This is a genomic window from Arsenophonus endosymbiont of Crataerina pallida (genome assembly GCF_964020125.1).
GTDB classification, from domain to species: Bacteria; Pseudomonadota; Gammaproteobacteria; order Enterobacterales; family Enterobacteriaceae; genus Arsenophonus; species Arsenophonus nilaparvatae.
The window spans coordinates 2565665-2581568 of the sequence record NZ_OZ026540.1 but is presented as its reverse complement, the minus strand read 5'-3'; the positions used below and the strand labels follow the sequence as shown (position 1 = coordinate 2581568).

General features: G+C 35.2%; 17 protein-coding genes and 4 pseudogenes. All 21 read left to right on the top strand.

The features are described 5' to 3' along the window. The 21 genes and pseudogenes from AACL31_RS13915 to sctB all read left to right on the top strand — a co-directional run bounded on the left by AACL31_RS13915 (position 1) and on the right by sctB (position 15812). Positions 1 to 723: pseudogene (locus AACL31_RS13915) on the top strand (EscU/YscU/HrcU family type III secretion system export apparatus switch protein). A 317-nt stretch (positions 724 to 1040) separates the two neighbouring features. Next, positions 1041 to 1859: pseudogene (locus AACL31_RS13910) on the top strand (helix-turn-helix transcriptional regulator). Between the two features lie 100 nt (positions 1860 to 1959). Further along, positions 1960 to 2787, top strand: coding sequence for a T3SS regulon anti-activator ExsD domain-containing protein (locus AACL31_RS13905; RefSeq protein ID WP_310512999.1), 828 nt, complete (start codon positions 1960 to 1962; stop codon positions 2785 to 2787). Positions 2788 to 2844: 57 nt separating this feature from the next. Then, positions 2845 to 4614, top strand: a complete 1770-nt coding sequence (sctC, locus tag AACL31_RS13900; RefSeq protein ID WP_339053286.1) for a type III secretion system outer membrane ring subunit SctC — start codon at positions 2845 to 2847, stop codon at positions 4612 to 4614. Then, positions 4611 to 5879, top strand: coding sequence for a type III secretion system inner membrane ring subunit SctD (gene sctD / locus AACL31_RS13895; RefSeq protein ID WP_339053285.1), 1269 nt, complete (start codon positions 4611 to 4613; stop codon positions 5877 to 5879). Before sctC ends, sctD begins: the two co-directional genes overlap by 4 nt. Positions 5880 to 5882: 3 nt before the next feature. Further along, positions 5883 to 6080 (top strand): EscE/YscE/SsaE family type III secretion system needle protein co-chaperone, encoded by a 198-nt coding sequence (locus AACL31_RS13890; RefSeq protein ID WP_339053284.1) that lies wholly within the window; start codon positions 5883 to 5885, stop codon positions 6078 to 6080. Between the two features lies 1 nt (position 6081). After that, on the top strand, positions 6082 to 6333 hold the full coding sequence (sctF, locus tag AACL31_RS13885; protein ID WP_310510582.1) for a type III secretion system needle filament subunit SctF: 252 nt from the start codon (positions 6082 to 6084) through the stop codon (positions 6331 to 6333). Positions 6334 to 6335: 2 nt separating this feature from the next. Further along, a complete protein-coding gene (locus tag AACL31_RS13880) occupies positions 6336 to 6698 on the top strand; it encodes a YscG family type III secretion protein (protein WP_310513059.1) in 363 nt (120 codons plus the stop codon). 1 nt (position 6699) lies between these two features. Then, positions 6700 to 6882, top strand: a complete 183-nt coding sequence (locus AACL31_RS13875) for a hypothetical protein (RefSeq protein ID WP_310513058.1) — start codon at positions 6700 to 6702, stop codon at positions 6880 to 6882. Beyond that, positions 6882 to 7217 carry a type III secretion system inner rod subunit SctI gene (gene sctI, locus AACL31_RS13870; protein ID WP_310513057.1) on the top strand — a complete coding sequence of 112 codons (336 nt, stop codon included), beginning with the start codon at positions 6882 to 6884 and terminating at the stop codon, positions 7215 to 7217. Before AACL31_RS13875 ends, sctI begins: the two co-directional genes overlap by 1 nt. A gap of 4 nt (positions 7218 to 7221) precedes the next feature. After that, the gene (sctJ, locus tag AACL31_RS13865) at positions 7222 to 7944 is read left to right on the top strand and encodes a type III secretion system inner membrane ring lipoprotein SctJ (protein WP_052044865.1); all 723 of its coding nucleotides are present in this window, start codon (positions 7222 to 7224) and stop codon (positions 7942 to 7944) included. A gap of 6 nt (positions 7945 to 7950) precedes the next feature. Further along, the gene (locus AACL31_RS13860; RefSeq protein WP_339053283.1) at positions 7951 to 8568 is read left to right on the top strand and encodes a SctK family type III secretion system sorting platform protein; all 618 of its coding nucleotides are present in this window, start codon (positions 7951 to 7953) and stop codon (positions 8566 to 8568) included. Continuing rightward, positions 8514 to 9152 carry an HrpE/YscL family type III secretion apparatus protein gene (locus AACL31_RS13855; protein WP_310513569.1) on the top strand — a complete coding sequence of 213 codons (639 nt, stop codon included), beginning with the start codon at positions 8514 to 8516 and terminating at the stop codon, positions 9150 to 9152. Before AACL31_RS13860 ends, AACL31_RS13855 begins: the two co-directional genes overlap by 55 nt. A gap of 476 nt (positions 9153 to 9628) precedes the next feature. Further along, positions 9629 to 9865: pseudogene (locus AACL31_RS21095) on the top strand (DUF481 domain-containing protein); the annotation flags it as partial. After that, positions 9838 to 11697, top strand: a pseudogene (gene sctV, locus AACL31_RS13845) (type III secretion system export apparatus subunit SctV); the annotation flags it as partial. The pseudogenes AACL31_RS21095 and sctV, both read left to right, overlap by 28 nt. Continuing rightward, positions 11694 to 12128: an LcrR family type III secretion system chaperone gene (locus AACL31_RS13840; RefSeq protein ID WP_310512904.1), complete on the top strand. Its 435-nt coding sequence runs from the start codon at positions 11694 to 11696 to the stop codon at positions 12126 to 12128. The pseudogene sctV and the gene AACL31_RS13840, both read left to right, overlap by 4 nt. 119 nt (positions 12129 to 12247) lie before the next feature. Then, positions 12248 to 13207: a virulence-associated V antigen gene (locus AACL31_RS13835; RefSeq protein WP_310512903.1), complete on the top strand. Its 960-nt coding sequence runs from the start codon at positions 12248 to 12250 to the stop codon at positions 13205 to 13207. 9 nt (positions 13208 to 13216) lie between these two features. Then, positions 13217 to 13723, top strand: a complete 507-nt coding sequence (locus AACL31_RS13830) for a SycD/LcrH family type III secretion system chaperone (RefSeq protein ID WP_310512902.1) — start codon at positions 13217 to 13219, stop codon at positions 13721 to 13723. Next, complete coding sequence (sctE, locus tag AACL31_RS13825) at positions 13704 to 14852, top strand: type III secretion system translocon subunit SctE (protein WP_310512901.1); 1149 nt, start codon at positions 13704 to 13706, stop codon at positions 14850 to 14852. The genes AACL31_RS13830 and sctE overlap by 20 nt, the downstream gene beginning before the upstream one ends. A 43-nt stretch (positions 14853 to 14895) precedes the next feature. Further along, positions 14896 to 15273 (top strand): hypothetical protein, encoded by a 378-nt coding sequence (locus AACL31_RS13820; RefSeq protein ID WP_310512900.1) that lies wholly within the window; start codon positions 14896 to 14898, stop codon positions 15271 to 15273. Further along, positions 15246 to 15812: a type III secretion system translocon subunit SctB gene (sctB, locus tag AACL31_RS13815; protein ID WP_310512899.1), complete on the top strand. Its 567-nt coding sequence runs from the start codon at positions 15246 to 15248 to the stop codon at positions 15810 to 15812. The genes AACL31_RS13820 and sctB overlap by 28 nt, the downstream gene beginning before the upstream one ends. Positions 15813 to 15904 lie beyond the last annotated feature (92 nt).

Sequence of the window (15904 nt, the reverse complement as noted above, 5' to 3'; positions counted from 1 at the left end):
ATGAGTGGCGAAAAAACCGAAGCACCAACCGCAAAAAAAATCAAAGATGCACGCCAAAAAGGCCAAATACTTAAAAGCAAAGAGATTGTTTCCAGTAGCATTATTGTGATCCTATTATCGCTACTATTAAGCTTATCCACTTTCTTTATTGAACATTTTTTATTGCTCTTTGCTTATCTTCAAGACAGTAGCTTGCTAGATTTCCAAACAGGGAAAGCAAAAATTTTGCCACATATTTGGCATATTACAATTAATATCTTATTACCAATTATAATCATAACAATAATTATTATCGTATTATCTCATGTTGCTCAGTTTGGTTTTTTACTTAGCCCTTCATCTTTAAAACCCGATATTAAACATATTAATCCGATCGCCGGTGCAAAAAAAATATTTTCACTTAAAAATTTACTTGAATTTTTTAAATCATTAATAAAAGTTATTTTTATTGGTTTTATTGTTTAGTTTGTTATTAAAGGTAATATTAATTTTTTTTTCCATCTGCCAATATGCGGATTAAAATGCATTCCAGTATTTATTGGACAATTACTTACCCAACTAACTGTTATTTGCGTATTAGGATTAATTATCATTTCGTTATTAGATTTTTGTCTTGAACACTATTTTTATATTAAACAGTTAAAAATGAGTAAAGAGGAAATAAAAAAAGAACATAAGGAAATGGATGGTAATCCGGAAATTAAAGGCAGAAGAAAACAATAATAGTGTTTTTATTAACCCTAATACGATAATTAACGATCAGTAAAAGCGGAAAAAACGAATGATAACATAGCATCTATCAATTAAATGAATAAAGACATATTTTTTAATATTTTGAAATATATTCTGACAAATAGAAAAATTAAATATATAATTATTCATAACTCACAAACATAGTGAGATATTAAAATATTACTTACACCCTATAAATAATTAACTAATTTAATATGGTATTATTCTTATGTCTAGGATCACTATTATCGGTGGTTCCTGTAATAAGATATTTCACAGTAATATAAAAAATCGGAATATTATATGATATGAAAGGAAATATCAGTTTTGATGAAGGCTTTGTCAGCACAATTGTGTGGACGATGCCTAATTATAATATTATAGAACACCAGAATAAGGGACTTTATATTGTGTTAGATGGGAAAGTTAGCTGGCAAGATCCCTCCAACACTTATCAAGTATTAAACAATGAAATTATCTTCATCAGACAAGGGAGTTATACGGTAAAAACCGAAGAGGAAGTATGCAAACTTCTGTGGATACCTTTATATGACGATTTCTTAAGAAATTTTATGGGTCGATTTGGCACCATATTAAGTGAAATAAAACGGGCCGAAAATAATACCGCCAGTTTAATTGCTTTTAGTCATTCATCCTTACTGGAAGAAAGTATTAAAGGATTAAAAATACTATTAAGTCATGAGTGCCATAGTGCCTTAATTGATTTACGCATTGAAGAATTACTGTTATTGCTTACTCATGGGCAACAGGGTGCAAACCTGTTATCAGTATTGCGACAACTCAGTAATTGACAGGCTGAACGTTTGCAATCTTTTATGGAAAATAATTATTTAAAAGAATGGAAACTTAATCAGTTTGCCAAAGAATTTGGTATGGGACTAACCACATTTAAAGAGTTATTCAGTACAATTTATAATACCTCTCCCCGCGCATGGATTAGTGAAAGACGAATCATGTATGCGCACCAATTATTGATAAATACTGATCTGAGTATTGTAGATATCTCAATGGAAGCCGGTTTTTCCAGTCAGTCCTATTTTACTCAAAGTTATCGTAAAAGATTTGGCTTTACACCTAGTCGTGCCCGAGGTGAACATGACGAATAATTAAAAATTATTGGCTAGTATTACAATCTGAAAAAAAATGTTTAATTAAGATAAAGCGATATTATGCAATATTAAATAACGGACAATAAGGTAAATAACGATGGGATCTACTAACAATCGCTTGCATTCTAACCCTGTATTGTCTAATAGAAAGATTACTATATTAAATCCTAACAACCTGAATCGTAATCATTTATTAGGGAATGAGGTCATTACTCATTATAAGCATGCTGAACCCATACATGCACATCAAATTGAGCTACTAAGACGCTTACTGCCACGAACCCTATTTGAGTCGTTTTTTGCTTCAACATGGTTCAAACGTCGAGTGGAATGCAATATTCCGCTTAAACGTGAAGAGCTAAAATTTATTATTCGAACCGCATCTCAACAGCCCATTAACTGGGATAATCTATTAGGCGATACCATTAATCTAGCCGAACCACATTTTTTACGTTACTGGCTATTGGAGCCAATTTATCAATGGTGGTTAACCAGCTTAGCACCCTCTTATCCGATGCTAAAAAATGAATTGATACAGCTACAAATCCATATAAATCAGTTAAAAGCCCAGTCTGAGTTTTGGGCAATAACCGACACTAAATTAGTCAACAAATCATCAATTCAACAAGATATTGAGCAAAAAAAGCGTTTATCTTTAGATCAAGAGCGAGATTATCAGCATAAAATTCATCAAATAGAACAAACAGCAACGCAGATGTGGCCGAACTGGTTTATTGGAATTGAACAAATGAATCAACAGATCAATCTGACGACATTTATGGCAGTACCTGACAATATTCGTGATCTTTGGTTATTACTGATTCAACTCGTCAACGGGAAAGATGTTTCAGTACTGATACATGATTGGTTGTATGTTCGTCATCTATGCTTGGAGAACGACAGTTTTTACTGGCGTTCAGATTAATAACAAAGGTAAATAGAGCAGAAAATTTATGTGCCCTGATCATCGTTATCAAGGAATGTGCGGACCATTTCTTTTTTTTTCCTTTTCTTCTCGATTAATACCTATGCACAAGAGCTAGATTGGCTGCCTATACCCTATAGCTATATTGCTAAAGACGAAAATCTAACGGACATTCTGGTTAATTTCGGCGCTAATTATGATAGCGCTGTCATTGTCAGTCATAAAGTAAATGAACAAGTAAGTGGCCACTTCGCTAAAGAGACACCAAAAGCGTTCCTGCAACAACTGTCTAATCTCTACAACCTTACCTGGTATTACGATGGTAGTGTACTTTATGTTTTTAAAAACAGTGAAGTACAATCAAAGTTGATCAAATTAGAAAATACAACCATTAAGGCGCTACGGAAAGCACTGATTGACTCCGGCATATGGGATAAAAAATTTAGCTGGAAGCCTGATCCCCACCATCAATTAGTTTATGTTTCAGGCCCACCGCGCTATATTGAATTAGTCATGCAAACTGTATCAGCGCTGGAACAACAAGCGACGATGCAACAAGAACAGGGGCTACCATTAGCGATCCAAGTTTTTAGTTTAAAATATGCTTCTGCGGTTGATCGGATAATCAAATATCGTGAAGAACAAATTCAAGTACCAGGCCTGGCAACTATCTTAGCCAATATGGTTAGTGCTGCCGAAATTAGCCAAATCAATAATGATAAAATAATCTCACAAAAACCCAACGGCCATAAAGCGATGATCCAATCAGAGCCATCTATCAATGCCATTATTGTGCGCGATCTGCCTGAAAGAATGCCAATGTATCAACGGCTGATCCACTCTCTCGATAAACCAACTGCCAGAATTGAAGTTGCGCTATCAATTATTGATGTGAATGCCGACAATCTCGCAGAATTAGGTATCGATTGGGGTGTCGGGCTCAAGGCTGGACAACATCATCAAATAAATATTGCCTCCACATTAACTCAAGCCGCCTCCCCAGTACTCGGTAGCCTACTTGATAAACAAGGGTTAAATTATTTAGTGGCTAAAGTCAGTTTATTACAAAGCCAGGGCATTGCTCAAGTTGTATCTAAACCGACTTTACTTACCCAAGAGAATACCCAAGCCATTATTGATCACAATGAAACCTACTATATAAAAGTTAATGGTGAACGAGTTGCTGAATTAAAAGGCATTACTTATGGCACACTACTACAGATGACGCCAAGAGTAATTCAAATCGGTGATAAACCTGAAATCCATCTGGTTTTACACATTGAAGATGGCAACCAAAAGCCAAATAGTTCAGGCGTTGATGGCATTCCGACTATCAATAGAACCATTATCGATACAGTTGCTCGGGTTGAACAGGGCCAGAGCCTGGTTATCGGCGGTATATTCCGTGACGAAATAATTAAAACCAGCCGAAAAGTGCCCTTACTCGGTGATATTCCGTTACTAGGCGCACTATTTCGTAGTAACGGCAATCAAACTCGACGCGCGGTTAGAATTTTTATTGTTGAACCGAAAATTATTGACAAAGGTTTAGCCAAATACTTATCGGTCGGTAATCAAAGATCACTAGCTCCGCGATTACTAAATATTGATGAAATCTCCAATCAGAACCTACCATTAAGAAAAATTTTAAACGATGCACAATGCCAGCCCCTTGAGCAGGCTAAACGCATTCAAAGCCGGTTTAAACAAGCAAATAAAGAGGCGATTATTGCCACATGCAACAAAGGTGAGCAGTCAGGCTGGCGGGTTATCGATCTCTCTTGCGGTGAAGATCAAATTGAATGCATTTATAAGGCATACCAATGAATTGGAAAATTCGCTTTTACAGTGGCTTAAATAAGGGTGTTGAGACAGAACTAAATAATGGCCGCTTTATTATTGGCTCAGATCCAGTACAAGCCGATTTAATTCTGGTTGATGCGGGTATTGAAGCCGTTCATTTGATTCTGGAAATTGAAGAAGAAGGGATTAGAGTTATCGACTGGTCTGGTGAAGAAACGCCGCAACAAAATGGCCAGGCGATAAATCAGGGTGAAATGCTGCTCCCCTGTAACCGGCAAGATGCGGGTATGCTCATTTGGAGCTATTATAGTACCGTCAAACAGCAACTGCCCGCCAATCCAGATGAGTTAACGGATAGTCATATTAGGTTGATTAATAATCAACAACAGCATAAACACAAAAAAAGAGTTACTTTTATTGTTATTGCTATTTTTTCGATATTATTGGTCAGTTTGTATCTGCTGTTTTTCTCCGGCCCGGCTGAAACGATTATATTCAGGAACAACATAAATTACAAAATTACGAATAAAGAGGAATACAAATACATTACCATGCGAATCGAACAAGATAAGCAACTGTTTATTTTGGGTGGTTATGTACAAAATAACCAGCAACGTTTGCTGATAAAACGTTATTTGGATAATAACAACTTAAATCATCAATTGAATATATATTCGATTGAAGAGATTAAACAAAGCGTAAAATATACTCTACATACTATGGGTTATAATCACATTGAAGTAAGCAATAGCGAAAAAGTCGGTTGGATAGATCTGTTTGGTGAAGTACGCTTTATTAATAATAAATCCTGGAGTAACTTAGCCACAATCCTTAAGCGTGATATTAGCGGCTTAAAAGGAATTAATAATCATGTCAAAATAAACGACGACCACCTAAAAAAATTAGTCGAATTACTAGAGCAATATGATTTAATAAATGTTCTTATTTATAATGAAAAGGAGAATAATATCATTGAATTGTATGGCTATTTAAATGAAAAACAGCGGCAACAATTTATTGAATTACAGCAAACATTCAATATTGAATTTAAGCAGAGGTATAAACTTAAATTAATCAAAGCCGATAATAATAATATTAAAAAAAAAGAAATCCGATTAGATATTAAAGGTATTTCACTGGGACGTGCTCCCTATATTATTCTAAGAAATAATATGAAATACTCAATAAATTCAACCTTGCCAACCGGAGAAACAATTGCCGCGATTGAAGATAATAAAATTATACTTAAGAAAAATAGTCAGGAAATTATCATTACCTTAAAGGAATAAATGATGTTAACCCAACTGGAAGAAAGAGTCAGTGATAGCGTTGAATATGTTAAAATTCAACATTATCTTTATGACCAACTAAATAACTGCCGTAAAAAGCTAAATAAACCACTATCACGTGATGAGCACCGCCAATCCGTTCAGCAGCAAACCGCTATTTGGGCAGGGATCACTATTTTAGAAAAAATTAAATGGAGTTAATATGGCCGCTATTTTTGATTCAGGCAAAAGCATTGCACTTGATGAGGTCGCCACAAAACTAAAAACACAAATGGAAACAACATCTGATGATGTCAAAACCGCCATCGATGCACTTGGCACAAGCCCGGATAACCCAGCGCTAGTTGCTGAATTACAACATAAAATTAATAAATGGTCAGCGATGTTCAATATGCATTCAACCATTACCCGATCAATGCGCGATATGATCCAGGGTATTTTACAAAAAATCTAATCATGGCTCTGCAATTAGAAAAATTATTAATTGAGCTGGCAATTACCGCCGTAGAAAAAGCGTATTTAACGGAAGCTAATGATATTTATTGCTGGCTAACGCAATTAGATAAAAAATATCTTGAATCAGCATTACTGATAAAAATCCTTATTTTGCTGCGTCAGGAGCAGTATCAAACTATTTTAGAGTTGGCGCAACAATATGAATATCTAAATTTAATGCCTTTTTTTATTTTATCTGCCCATCAGCTAGGCTTAACAAAATTAAAAAATAACTTTTTGGCTAAACTTAATATAAATAAAAACCAACATGCTGATTTAATTAATTTTGCTTTAGCATTAATAGAAAATTATCAGAGCAATTAATATGAAAATTAACCATGATTATTATCCACATGATTTCAAAACGATAGTGCAATTAACTGACGATCAGCACAATAATATTGTTGTCACTACAGATAATATTGCGCTTAACCAACAGCAAATATTACTTGATGGATTAATCAAAAATTTAAGTCAATATACGCATCAAATTGATAAGGATGAATAATGGATATTAAACAAGTTAATAACAACATAAAATTTAATTTAGATGAAATTAATCAATCGATAGAAAATGTTAATCCAATCAATAATCAATTTGCCACAACTGCAAGATCAGCGAATAATGAAATCAATTTCTTTGAACAAATAGAATCAGTACGCCAAAATATGAGCCGGGCAAAAACTGAATTCCAGCAAAATATGAATAGTGAAGAGTTATCACCGCAAAAATTAATGCAAGTACAGTGGTCGTTGATGAGAATTACCTTACAGGAAGAATTAATTGCTAAAACTGCCGGTAAAGTTACCCAAAGTATGGAAACCTTATTAAAGGCACAATAACCAGATGAAAATAGTGCTGATTACCTTACCGTTGTTATTATCCATACTGCTAACTGGCTGTAAAACTGATCTCTATACTGGCCTGTCGCAAAAAGAGGCTAATGAGATGTATGCATTACTCAGAAATGAAGGAGTTTCTATCCACAAAGAAGTCGACAAAGAAAATACCGTCAAATTGCTGATTGATGAATCAGACATCGCCCAGGCAACTGAGATATTAAAACAACATGGTTATCCAAGAGAAGTTTTCTCTTCGTTAAAAGACGTTTTTCCAAAAGATAGTTTGATTTCTTCTCCTGTTGAAGAGCAAGCGCGGCTTAACTTTGTTAAAGAACAAGCGCTGGCAAAAACAATATCACAAATAGATGGCGTCCTTAATGCTCGGGTGCATGTGGTTATGCCTAATAATAATGATAAAAATAGCTTCTCTTCCGCATCTGTCTTTATAAAATATGCGCCTAATGTCCAACTAGATAACTATACTCCACAAATAAAGCGATTAATTCACAACAGCATTGCTGGGTTAGATTTTGATAGAATTAGCGTAGCATTAATACCTGGCTCGGAAATATTACCTAGCAATACATATAGTCAAGAAAAACATTTTTTAGGTATCGATATTAATGAACATACTTATAATAAATTTATTATTCTTATATCTTTACTTATTTTTTTACTTATTAGTACTAATCTACTGCAATATTTCCTTAATAAAAGAAAATCGTAATAAAATATGCTGACACTTTTCCAATTACAATATTGCCCGGCACTTTATATTAATATTGAAAATTTATCTAATCTATGGCAAAAAACACTACAAAATTTATCTAATTGGCGCCACTCAAAAAATATAAATAAAATTATTTTTAAACATTATAAATTAAATAACAATATGATAAAAATTGAGAAAAATGAAAATATTGCCCTTTTCCCTCAATATGAATTTAATCAAATTTTAGCTTTATTAGGCATAATGTTACACATCAAATCGCTTTCTCATTGCATTAATAGTAAGCAAATAGGCTTTATTATTAATGAGATTGGTAAAGAGAAATATCGCTTTTGTTTAGCCAACGCAAATTTTATTATTGGTAATTGGCCGGAAGGCTGGCAACAAAAATTACCACTTGAAATGCATATAAATTATTTTTGCCAAACCGGGCTTAATTTCTGGTTAGAGACTATCAACCAGAATAATGTCGATTTAATCAAACGCCTAAAATTACGCTTACCGAAAAAAAAGATAGAAAAAAATATTATCATAGCCGATAAGTATAAACCTGTTGCAGAGATATTATGTCAAAAGATAACCAAAGAAGTAAATTTACAATGTTACCATTTACTCAAATAGATGATCAGATTGTCATTAACGATGAAATAAAAATTTTAAAAAAAGCCGATTATCAATCCTATCTTAATGGCCAAGAATTTATCGATATTGCCAAACAGCATGCCAGAAAAATTGAAAATGATGCAGATAGTATTTATCAAGAGCGTTATACCGCCGGTTGGCAAGAAGGTTTGGCACAATCAGCCCAACAACAAGCAGAAATTATTCATCAAACTTTAATAAATTGCCAAATTTTTTATCAACAAGTTGAAAGCCAATTAGTTAATATTACTATAGAAGCGATGAGAAAAATTATTGCTAATTATGAACCTGATGAACTTTTATATAAAAGTATCAGCCAAAATCTTGCGCTTGTTCATCAACATAAAAAAGTTATCTTACGCATTTCACCTAAGCAAGTTAATTTTTTGCAAAGTAAATTAACCGAACTACATAAAATACAACCAGAAATTGAGTATATCGACATTGTTGAAGATCCGAGATTAGAAGAGAAAGATTGTATTTTAGAAACTGAAGTCGGTATGTTAAATGCCACTATTGAGAGTCAATTAAATGCAATAAAGCAAGCCTTACTAGGAAAATAAGCATTGTTTTAATTAATACCAGTAGATAAAAAATTAAATAATAGTATTTTCCTGCCCTAATTCATTTTCCTCGCCCGGCAATGATAACTAGCTTTCAGATTTATAGTGAACCTTTTATAAGAAAATTCCTATTTTTTTGATTTTTTAAATAATTGAAATAAATCGATCACTAAATAGTGAATTAATTTTTTATTATAGATTTTAATAGATTAAAATACTATTTAGGCTTCAAATTGATCAATAAAATACTGATTAAAATATATTTCAGTATTTAGCCAGTTAATTTAATAAAATGACAATAATCAAACATTGCTGGCATAAAAGCACAATTTTATCTATATTGGAGGATTATTAAACTACATTATTCGTTTAATTTAGATAACATGCAAGTAATAATAGGAGAACGCATGATCACCTTTGATAAAAAAGTTTTATGGATGACATTTTTTATTAGTCCTCTTGCGATAGCTAATGATAGCCTATTTACCGTAATGGATGACCCTGCAACGGCAAAAAAAGATATTGAAATGTCAATCTCAGGTGGTTATCAAGTACAAACAGGAAACTCAAAGAGTTCAAACTTAACAGCAAAATCAGCACTAACACTCTATTCTTCAAACTTAGCTTATAGCTTTTGGGGAAATGCTACCAACAACTCATCCAATGATAAAAGATCATCGGAAACCTATCAGTTAGGCGCCAGGACTCATTACAAGCCGATGCAGGACAAATTGTTTATACCTTTGGCCAATTTGTGGTTGGTGGTAATTTGATAGTCGGTATTGTGATTTTTTTAATTATTACCATTGTGCAATTTTTAGTGATCACCAAAGGTTCGGAACGTGTTGCTGAGGTGAGTGCCCGTTTTTCTCTTGATGTGATGCCGGGTAAACAAATGAGTATTGATGGTGATATGCGGGCGGGTGTTATTGACATGGACGAAGCCCGGGAAAGGCGCAGTCAGGTTGAAAAAGAGAGTCAAATGTTTGGTTCAATGGATGGCGCCATGAAATTTGTCAAGGGTGATGCCATTGCTGGTCTGGTCATCATTTTAGTCAATATTTTAGGGGGTATTGCCATTGGCGTTAGCCAACGTGGCATGAGTGCTGCAGATGCTTTAAACCTTTATTCCATCTTAACGGTAGGGGATGGCATGGTTTCACAGGTACCGGCGCTATTAATTGCTATTACCTCCGGTATTATCGTTACTCGTGTTTCATCAGAAAACTCCTCCGATTTGGGCTCGGATATTGGCGAACAAATTGTTGCACAACCAAGAGCGATTTTTATCGGTGGCGTGTTATTAGTATTGTTTGGTTTGATCCCAGGTTTTCCTACTATTACTTTTTTTATTTTAGCCGCTTTAATGACAGCTGGTGGCTATTGGTTAATTAGGCAAAATAAGCAAAGTGGAGAGAAACAGCCGAGCGATATTAACATTTTGATCAATCAAGGTGCTGGTGCACCGGCGATCAAAAAGAAAAATAGTGCGCCATTAAAAAGCGATAAATTAGAACGGCAGGAAGAATTTGCCTTAACTGTCCCATTATTAATCGATTTGGATATTAAATTAAAAGAACAGTTAGAAGCAGTGGCTTTTAATGAAGAATTAATGCGGGTAAGAAGAGTGCTTTATTTAGATCTGGGGGTGCCATTTCCAGGTATTTATTTAAGATTTAATGATGGCATGGCAGACGGAGAATATATTTTTGAATTACAGGAAGTTCCTGTGACGCGAGGTATATTAAAAGCGGGTAAATTACTGGTTCAAGAGAATGAGAAACAGCTCGATTTATTGGCTATCCCCTATGAAAAAGGCGAAATGCTATTAACTGGCAAGAGAGCGCTTTGGGTGGAAGAACAATATTTAGAGCGATTAGTCCGCTCAAATCTTTCGGTGTTGACTATGTCACAGGTGTTAACCTGGCATTTATCTTTTGTGTTAAAAGAGTATGCGGCTGATTTTATTGGCATCCAAGAAACACGTTATTTACTGGAAAAAATGGAATCTTACTATAGTGAGTTGGTTAAGGAGGTACAACGCCTATTACCGCTATATCGGATCACTGAAGTATTACAACGTTTGGTCAGTGAAAACATTTCCATTCGTAATATGCGCACCATTTTAGAAGCGTTGATTGAATGGGGGCAAAAAGAGAAAGATATTGTGCAATTGACTGAATATATTCGCGGCAGTTTGAAACGCTATATTTGTTATAAATATGCCAGTGGCAATAATTTTTTACCTGCCTATCTATTTGATCAACAGCTGGAAGAAATTGTTCGAGACAGTATAAGACAAACCAATGCTGGCAGTTATTTAGCACTGGAACCGACAGTTAGTGAAAAACTAATAGAAAATGTACGTAGTACCGTTGGTAATATTCAAAAATTGGCTAATAAACCAGTGGTGATTGTTTCGATGGATATTCGCCGTTATGTGCGTAAATTATTGGAAAATGAATTTAGCGAATTACCCATTTTATCTTATCAAGAATTAACTAATAAAATTAATATTCAGCCATTGGGGAAAATATCATTATGAATATCGATCCCTTATATAATTATTTTAATCAACAAGGCCATTTCGTTGCGCCTTATTATTGGCAAAAAAGCCATTTGCAAATAGGTTATTTTACCGTGATCAATAATATTGAAATTGCCTGGCGTTGTGAAGGGCAGCGAATATGGATTTTAATGTTAAAAAGAAAAGAAAAAAATTTAGGCTTAGGTAATGCATTTAAGCCATTATATATTTTGGCCGATATTGTAAAAGAAGTATTGGGTGAACATTATTCTTTATATGGTCAGGTTAACGTGTTGAGTCGCTCACCTTTAACGCAACAACGATTGCAACAATTTTATCAACGCTGGACTGGCGCGGTTGAAATTGAGAGTGGTTGGTTTGAATTGGAGGTAGGTAAAGTTATTAATTTAAAAAATAACAAAATTAAAAAAATATTATCCGCTAAATGACAGAATAGTTTTTAAATTTACGTTAGATTCGAAAAATAAATAAATTTTAAACTTATTTATCTTAATAAAATTTAATATAAAAATGGATTTATTATTTAAGTACCATACAGGGAATCGTTATGTCTACAATAAATGGATCTTCTAATAACGTAACAAACCAAAATTATATTAATAATCTTTTGGCACCGGCAACCTCAATGCCAGATATTAATAAAATAACTGATGCAATTATCGATAAATTGGCTCAATCGACAATAAAAATAGAACTCGATCAGCCGATGGCCGGTGGTAAACAAACGTTGGATGCGAATATTCCAGCTGACAGGGATAAATTAGAACAATTATTTAGTCAGATTTTTCAATCGGCGGTGCCACATAATATAAAAAATTTAACTGATGCAGAAAATGATATTCAAGGTTTTATGGCAAAGTTAGATAGTCAGCGGCAAGGTGCTTCCCTGGTATCGGCGAATATGTTGTTAACAGTAATAGAAAGTTATTTCTCTTATGCCAAACTAGATGAAGACATTATTGATGTGTTTGCCAAAAATATGGTCTATCACGACGATAAACGTAAAGAGCTAAAAACTGAACTGGAAAAAATCTCGGCTGAGATGAAAATTTATAGTGTTGTTCAATCGGAAATTAATAGCGCATTATCGGCAGCCAGTTCACAAACAATTTATACCGATCAGCGCGGTATCAATTTAATGAGTTACCAGCTTTATGGTTATTCATCACAAGCAGAATTTAAAACTAAAGCTGAATATCAGTTACTACAAAAAATAGCTCCACTCTCAACTACCGTGACGATAAAGCAATTTTTGCTTAGTGCCGATAAAAATAGTGGTGCGATGAATCGGGTTGAGGATTCTTATCAATATGATAAGGATAATAATCGGCTAGCTAATTTTTCCACCATGGTGAGTGATCGTTCTCGACCACTTTCTGACAGTATTAGTGAAAAAAACACTCGATTGAATGATATTAGTGGCCGTTATAACGCCGCCATCGAAGCACTCAATCGTTTTATTCAAAAATATGACTCAGTTATCCAGGATATTCTGAGAGCAATTTAAGGAAAGCATATGGGACAGCAAATGGAAACGACAGCAGGTAATATGGAAACAGAAATTAACTCTTTTCTAAGTAGTGGCGGCACGTTGGCGATGTTGAAAGAGGTTTCGGCTGACGAATTAGAGCAATTTTATACGCTGGCTTATAACCTTTATCAATCCGGTAAAGAAGAAGATGCAATGGCGGTTTTTCAATTGCTTTGTATGTTAGATCACTATGATAGTCGCTTCTTTTTAGGTTTAGGCGCTTGCCGTCAGGCGACTGAAAATTGGAGTGCGGCGTTAGAAACTTATAGTTTCTCCACTTTTTTAGATGTGAATGATCCCCGTTTTCCGTTTCATGCGGCGGAATGTTTAATGCAGTTAAGTGATTTCGATGGTGCACAGTGTGGTTTTGAATCGGCACGTTTACTAGCAACCGATAAGCCGGAATATGAAGAGATTAAATTACAATCTGAAACCATGTTGGACGTGATTAATATAAAAAGGGAACAGCAAAATGAGCGCAATCACCACTAAACCCGATACCACTAGTATTCAGAGCCTGGTTAACAATACTCCTATTACGCCAATAGCCAAAAAGACGACGCCTAATATTGCATTGGAAAAAAATCCGGCAATATCTGCAACAAAGCCTTCGCAGCAACCTAATCGGGTGTTATTGCCAGAACCGAATGCCAATTTGACGGCCAAATCAGCGAGTCATGACTCACTGTTAGCAAAATTGAATGTTTTACAACAGGAAGTATTACCGCCAATTGATGTGAAATCATCACTTAGACTACTTTCGCTGGCATTAACTTCACCTGCTTCGTTTGAGGTGGAATTAAGTAAAGTGACCAGTGAATTACAGACTAATCAGCAAAAGTTGAAATTAGAAGATATTCAACGCATCAAACAGCAAAATGCCTTAAAAATGGATGAAAATCAGGCCAAAATCCAGGAATCGGAAGATGCTGTAAAGGAGTCGCAAAAATCGGGTTTAGCAGCCAAAATATTTGGTTGGATCAGTACTGCTGTTTCCGCAGTTGTCGGTGCTATTTTGGTAGCAACGGGTGTCGGTGCGGTGGCGGGCGCATTAATGATTGCTGGTGCGGTGGCCAGTGCGGCAAACCAAATTGTACAGGAAGCGGCTGCCGCTGGTTTGATAAGCCCTGAAACCATGAAATGGTTAGGACCTACCTTGATGGGAATACAGATTGCAGTTGGGATTGCTTCTATTGCCGTTAGTTTTGGCGGATCAGCTGCGACAGCCATTGCCCAAGTAGGTGCTAAAATTGGCGGTAAAGCGGCTGAGGTTACTGCTAAATTGCCGGGTATGGTTTCTTCCGGAGTTGCAACAACAACTCAATCGGTGGCTAATAATGTTAAAATAGGCTTAGAAGTGGGTAATTTAGTCGCGGATGTCGGTGAAACGGCCTCACAATTGGCCAGTTCTATCACCCATAGTATCGCCAGTGGCAAAATAGCTGATGCTAAGATGCTCGAAAGTGTGATGGCGATGAGTCAAAGTATATTAGATAAACTAAATAGTGATTTAGCAAAAATGACCGATGATTATCAGCAGGTGATGGAAACACTGGCGCAGATGATCCATGAAAAAGGCGAAGTATTGCGTGAATTAGCGGTTCGCCCAAACACAATTTAATTGTATTAATTGGCTGTCATTAGCTATTAATAAGGAGATTCATATGGCTACTATCAATAATAATGTGCAACACCGTCCACTTGCTAATACTGATGTTGCAGCACCGGTAGCGAAAAATACAGCAGCAAATAAAGTGAAATTAGCAGCCAAGGCTGAGATACAAACACCACCTAAAATCCAGCCAACGATAAAACCTTCTGCTGATGGTGTTAAATTAGCGGCACCCAAATTGGATCTGATCAATGCCAGTCAATTGTTAAGTACCGCTACTCAATTGATGGATTGTATTGCTTTGTTGGTTAAAACTCAGCAGCAGGTTCGGCAATCAAATGATGCGGTTGCCAGTAATCAGGCGACGGCGGCAGCTGAAGTCAGAAAAAACAGGCGCAGGAGATGGATAAAAATTCGGATTGGCAGTTAGCCTTATCCATTGTTTCCGGGGTATTAAACTTCGGCATGTCAGCATTAAGTGCAGTATCGGCTTTTAAGGCCAATAAAACTCAACAACAGAAGAATACCTTACAGCAATCAATTAATGAACGTACCGAACTGGTTAAGACCAAAACGAGCCAATTGAAGGATAAGACATTATCAGTCAAGCAAAAAGATAATTTAAAAGTTGAAATAACGAAATTAAATGATCTGAATAAAGCTGATAAATTGCAACTGAAAACGTTGAATGATGCGAGCGCAGCTACTCAAAAGTGGTTCGATTTAGCTAACTCGGCATTGCAGCAAGCAAGCAGTTGTGTTGATAAATTTAGTGGTGCTATGGAGACGAAATCGCAACAAAGCGTAAAGCAAGAACGGGCAAAAGAAAATACAGCCCAACAAGTGCAGCAACAAAATCGTAATGCAACGGGTCAGTTAGATAATATTACTGTTAAGTTAAAATCACTAATGATGCAAATTTCTGAAGGCCAATCTCAGGCATTGCGTGCTGCCACTCCAGCTGCTTAATATATATCCATCAATCTATCATAAAAGCAGAATATATTGATATTCTGCCTTTTTTTAGTAAAAAATTAACGAAATATGACAGAGAAATGACA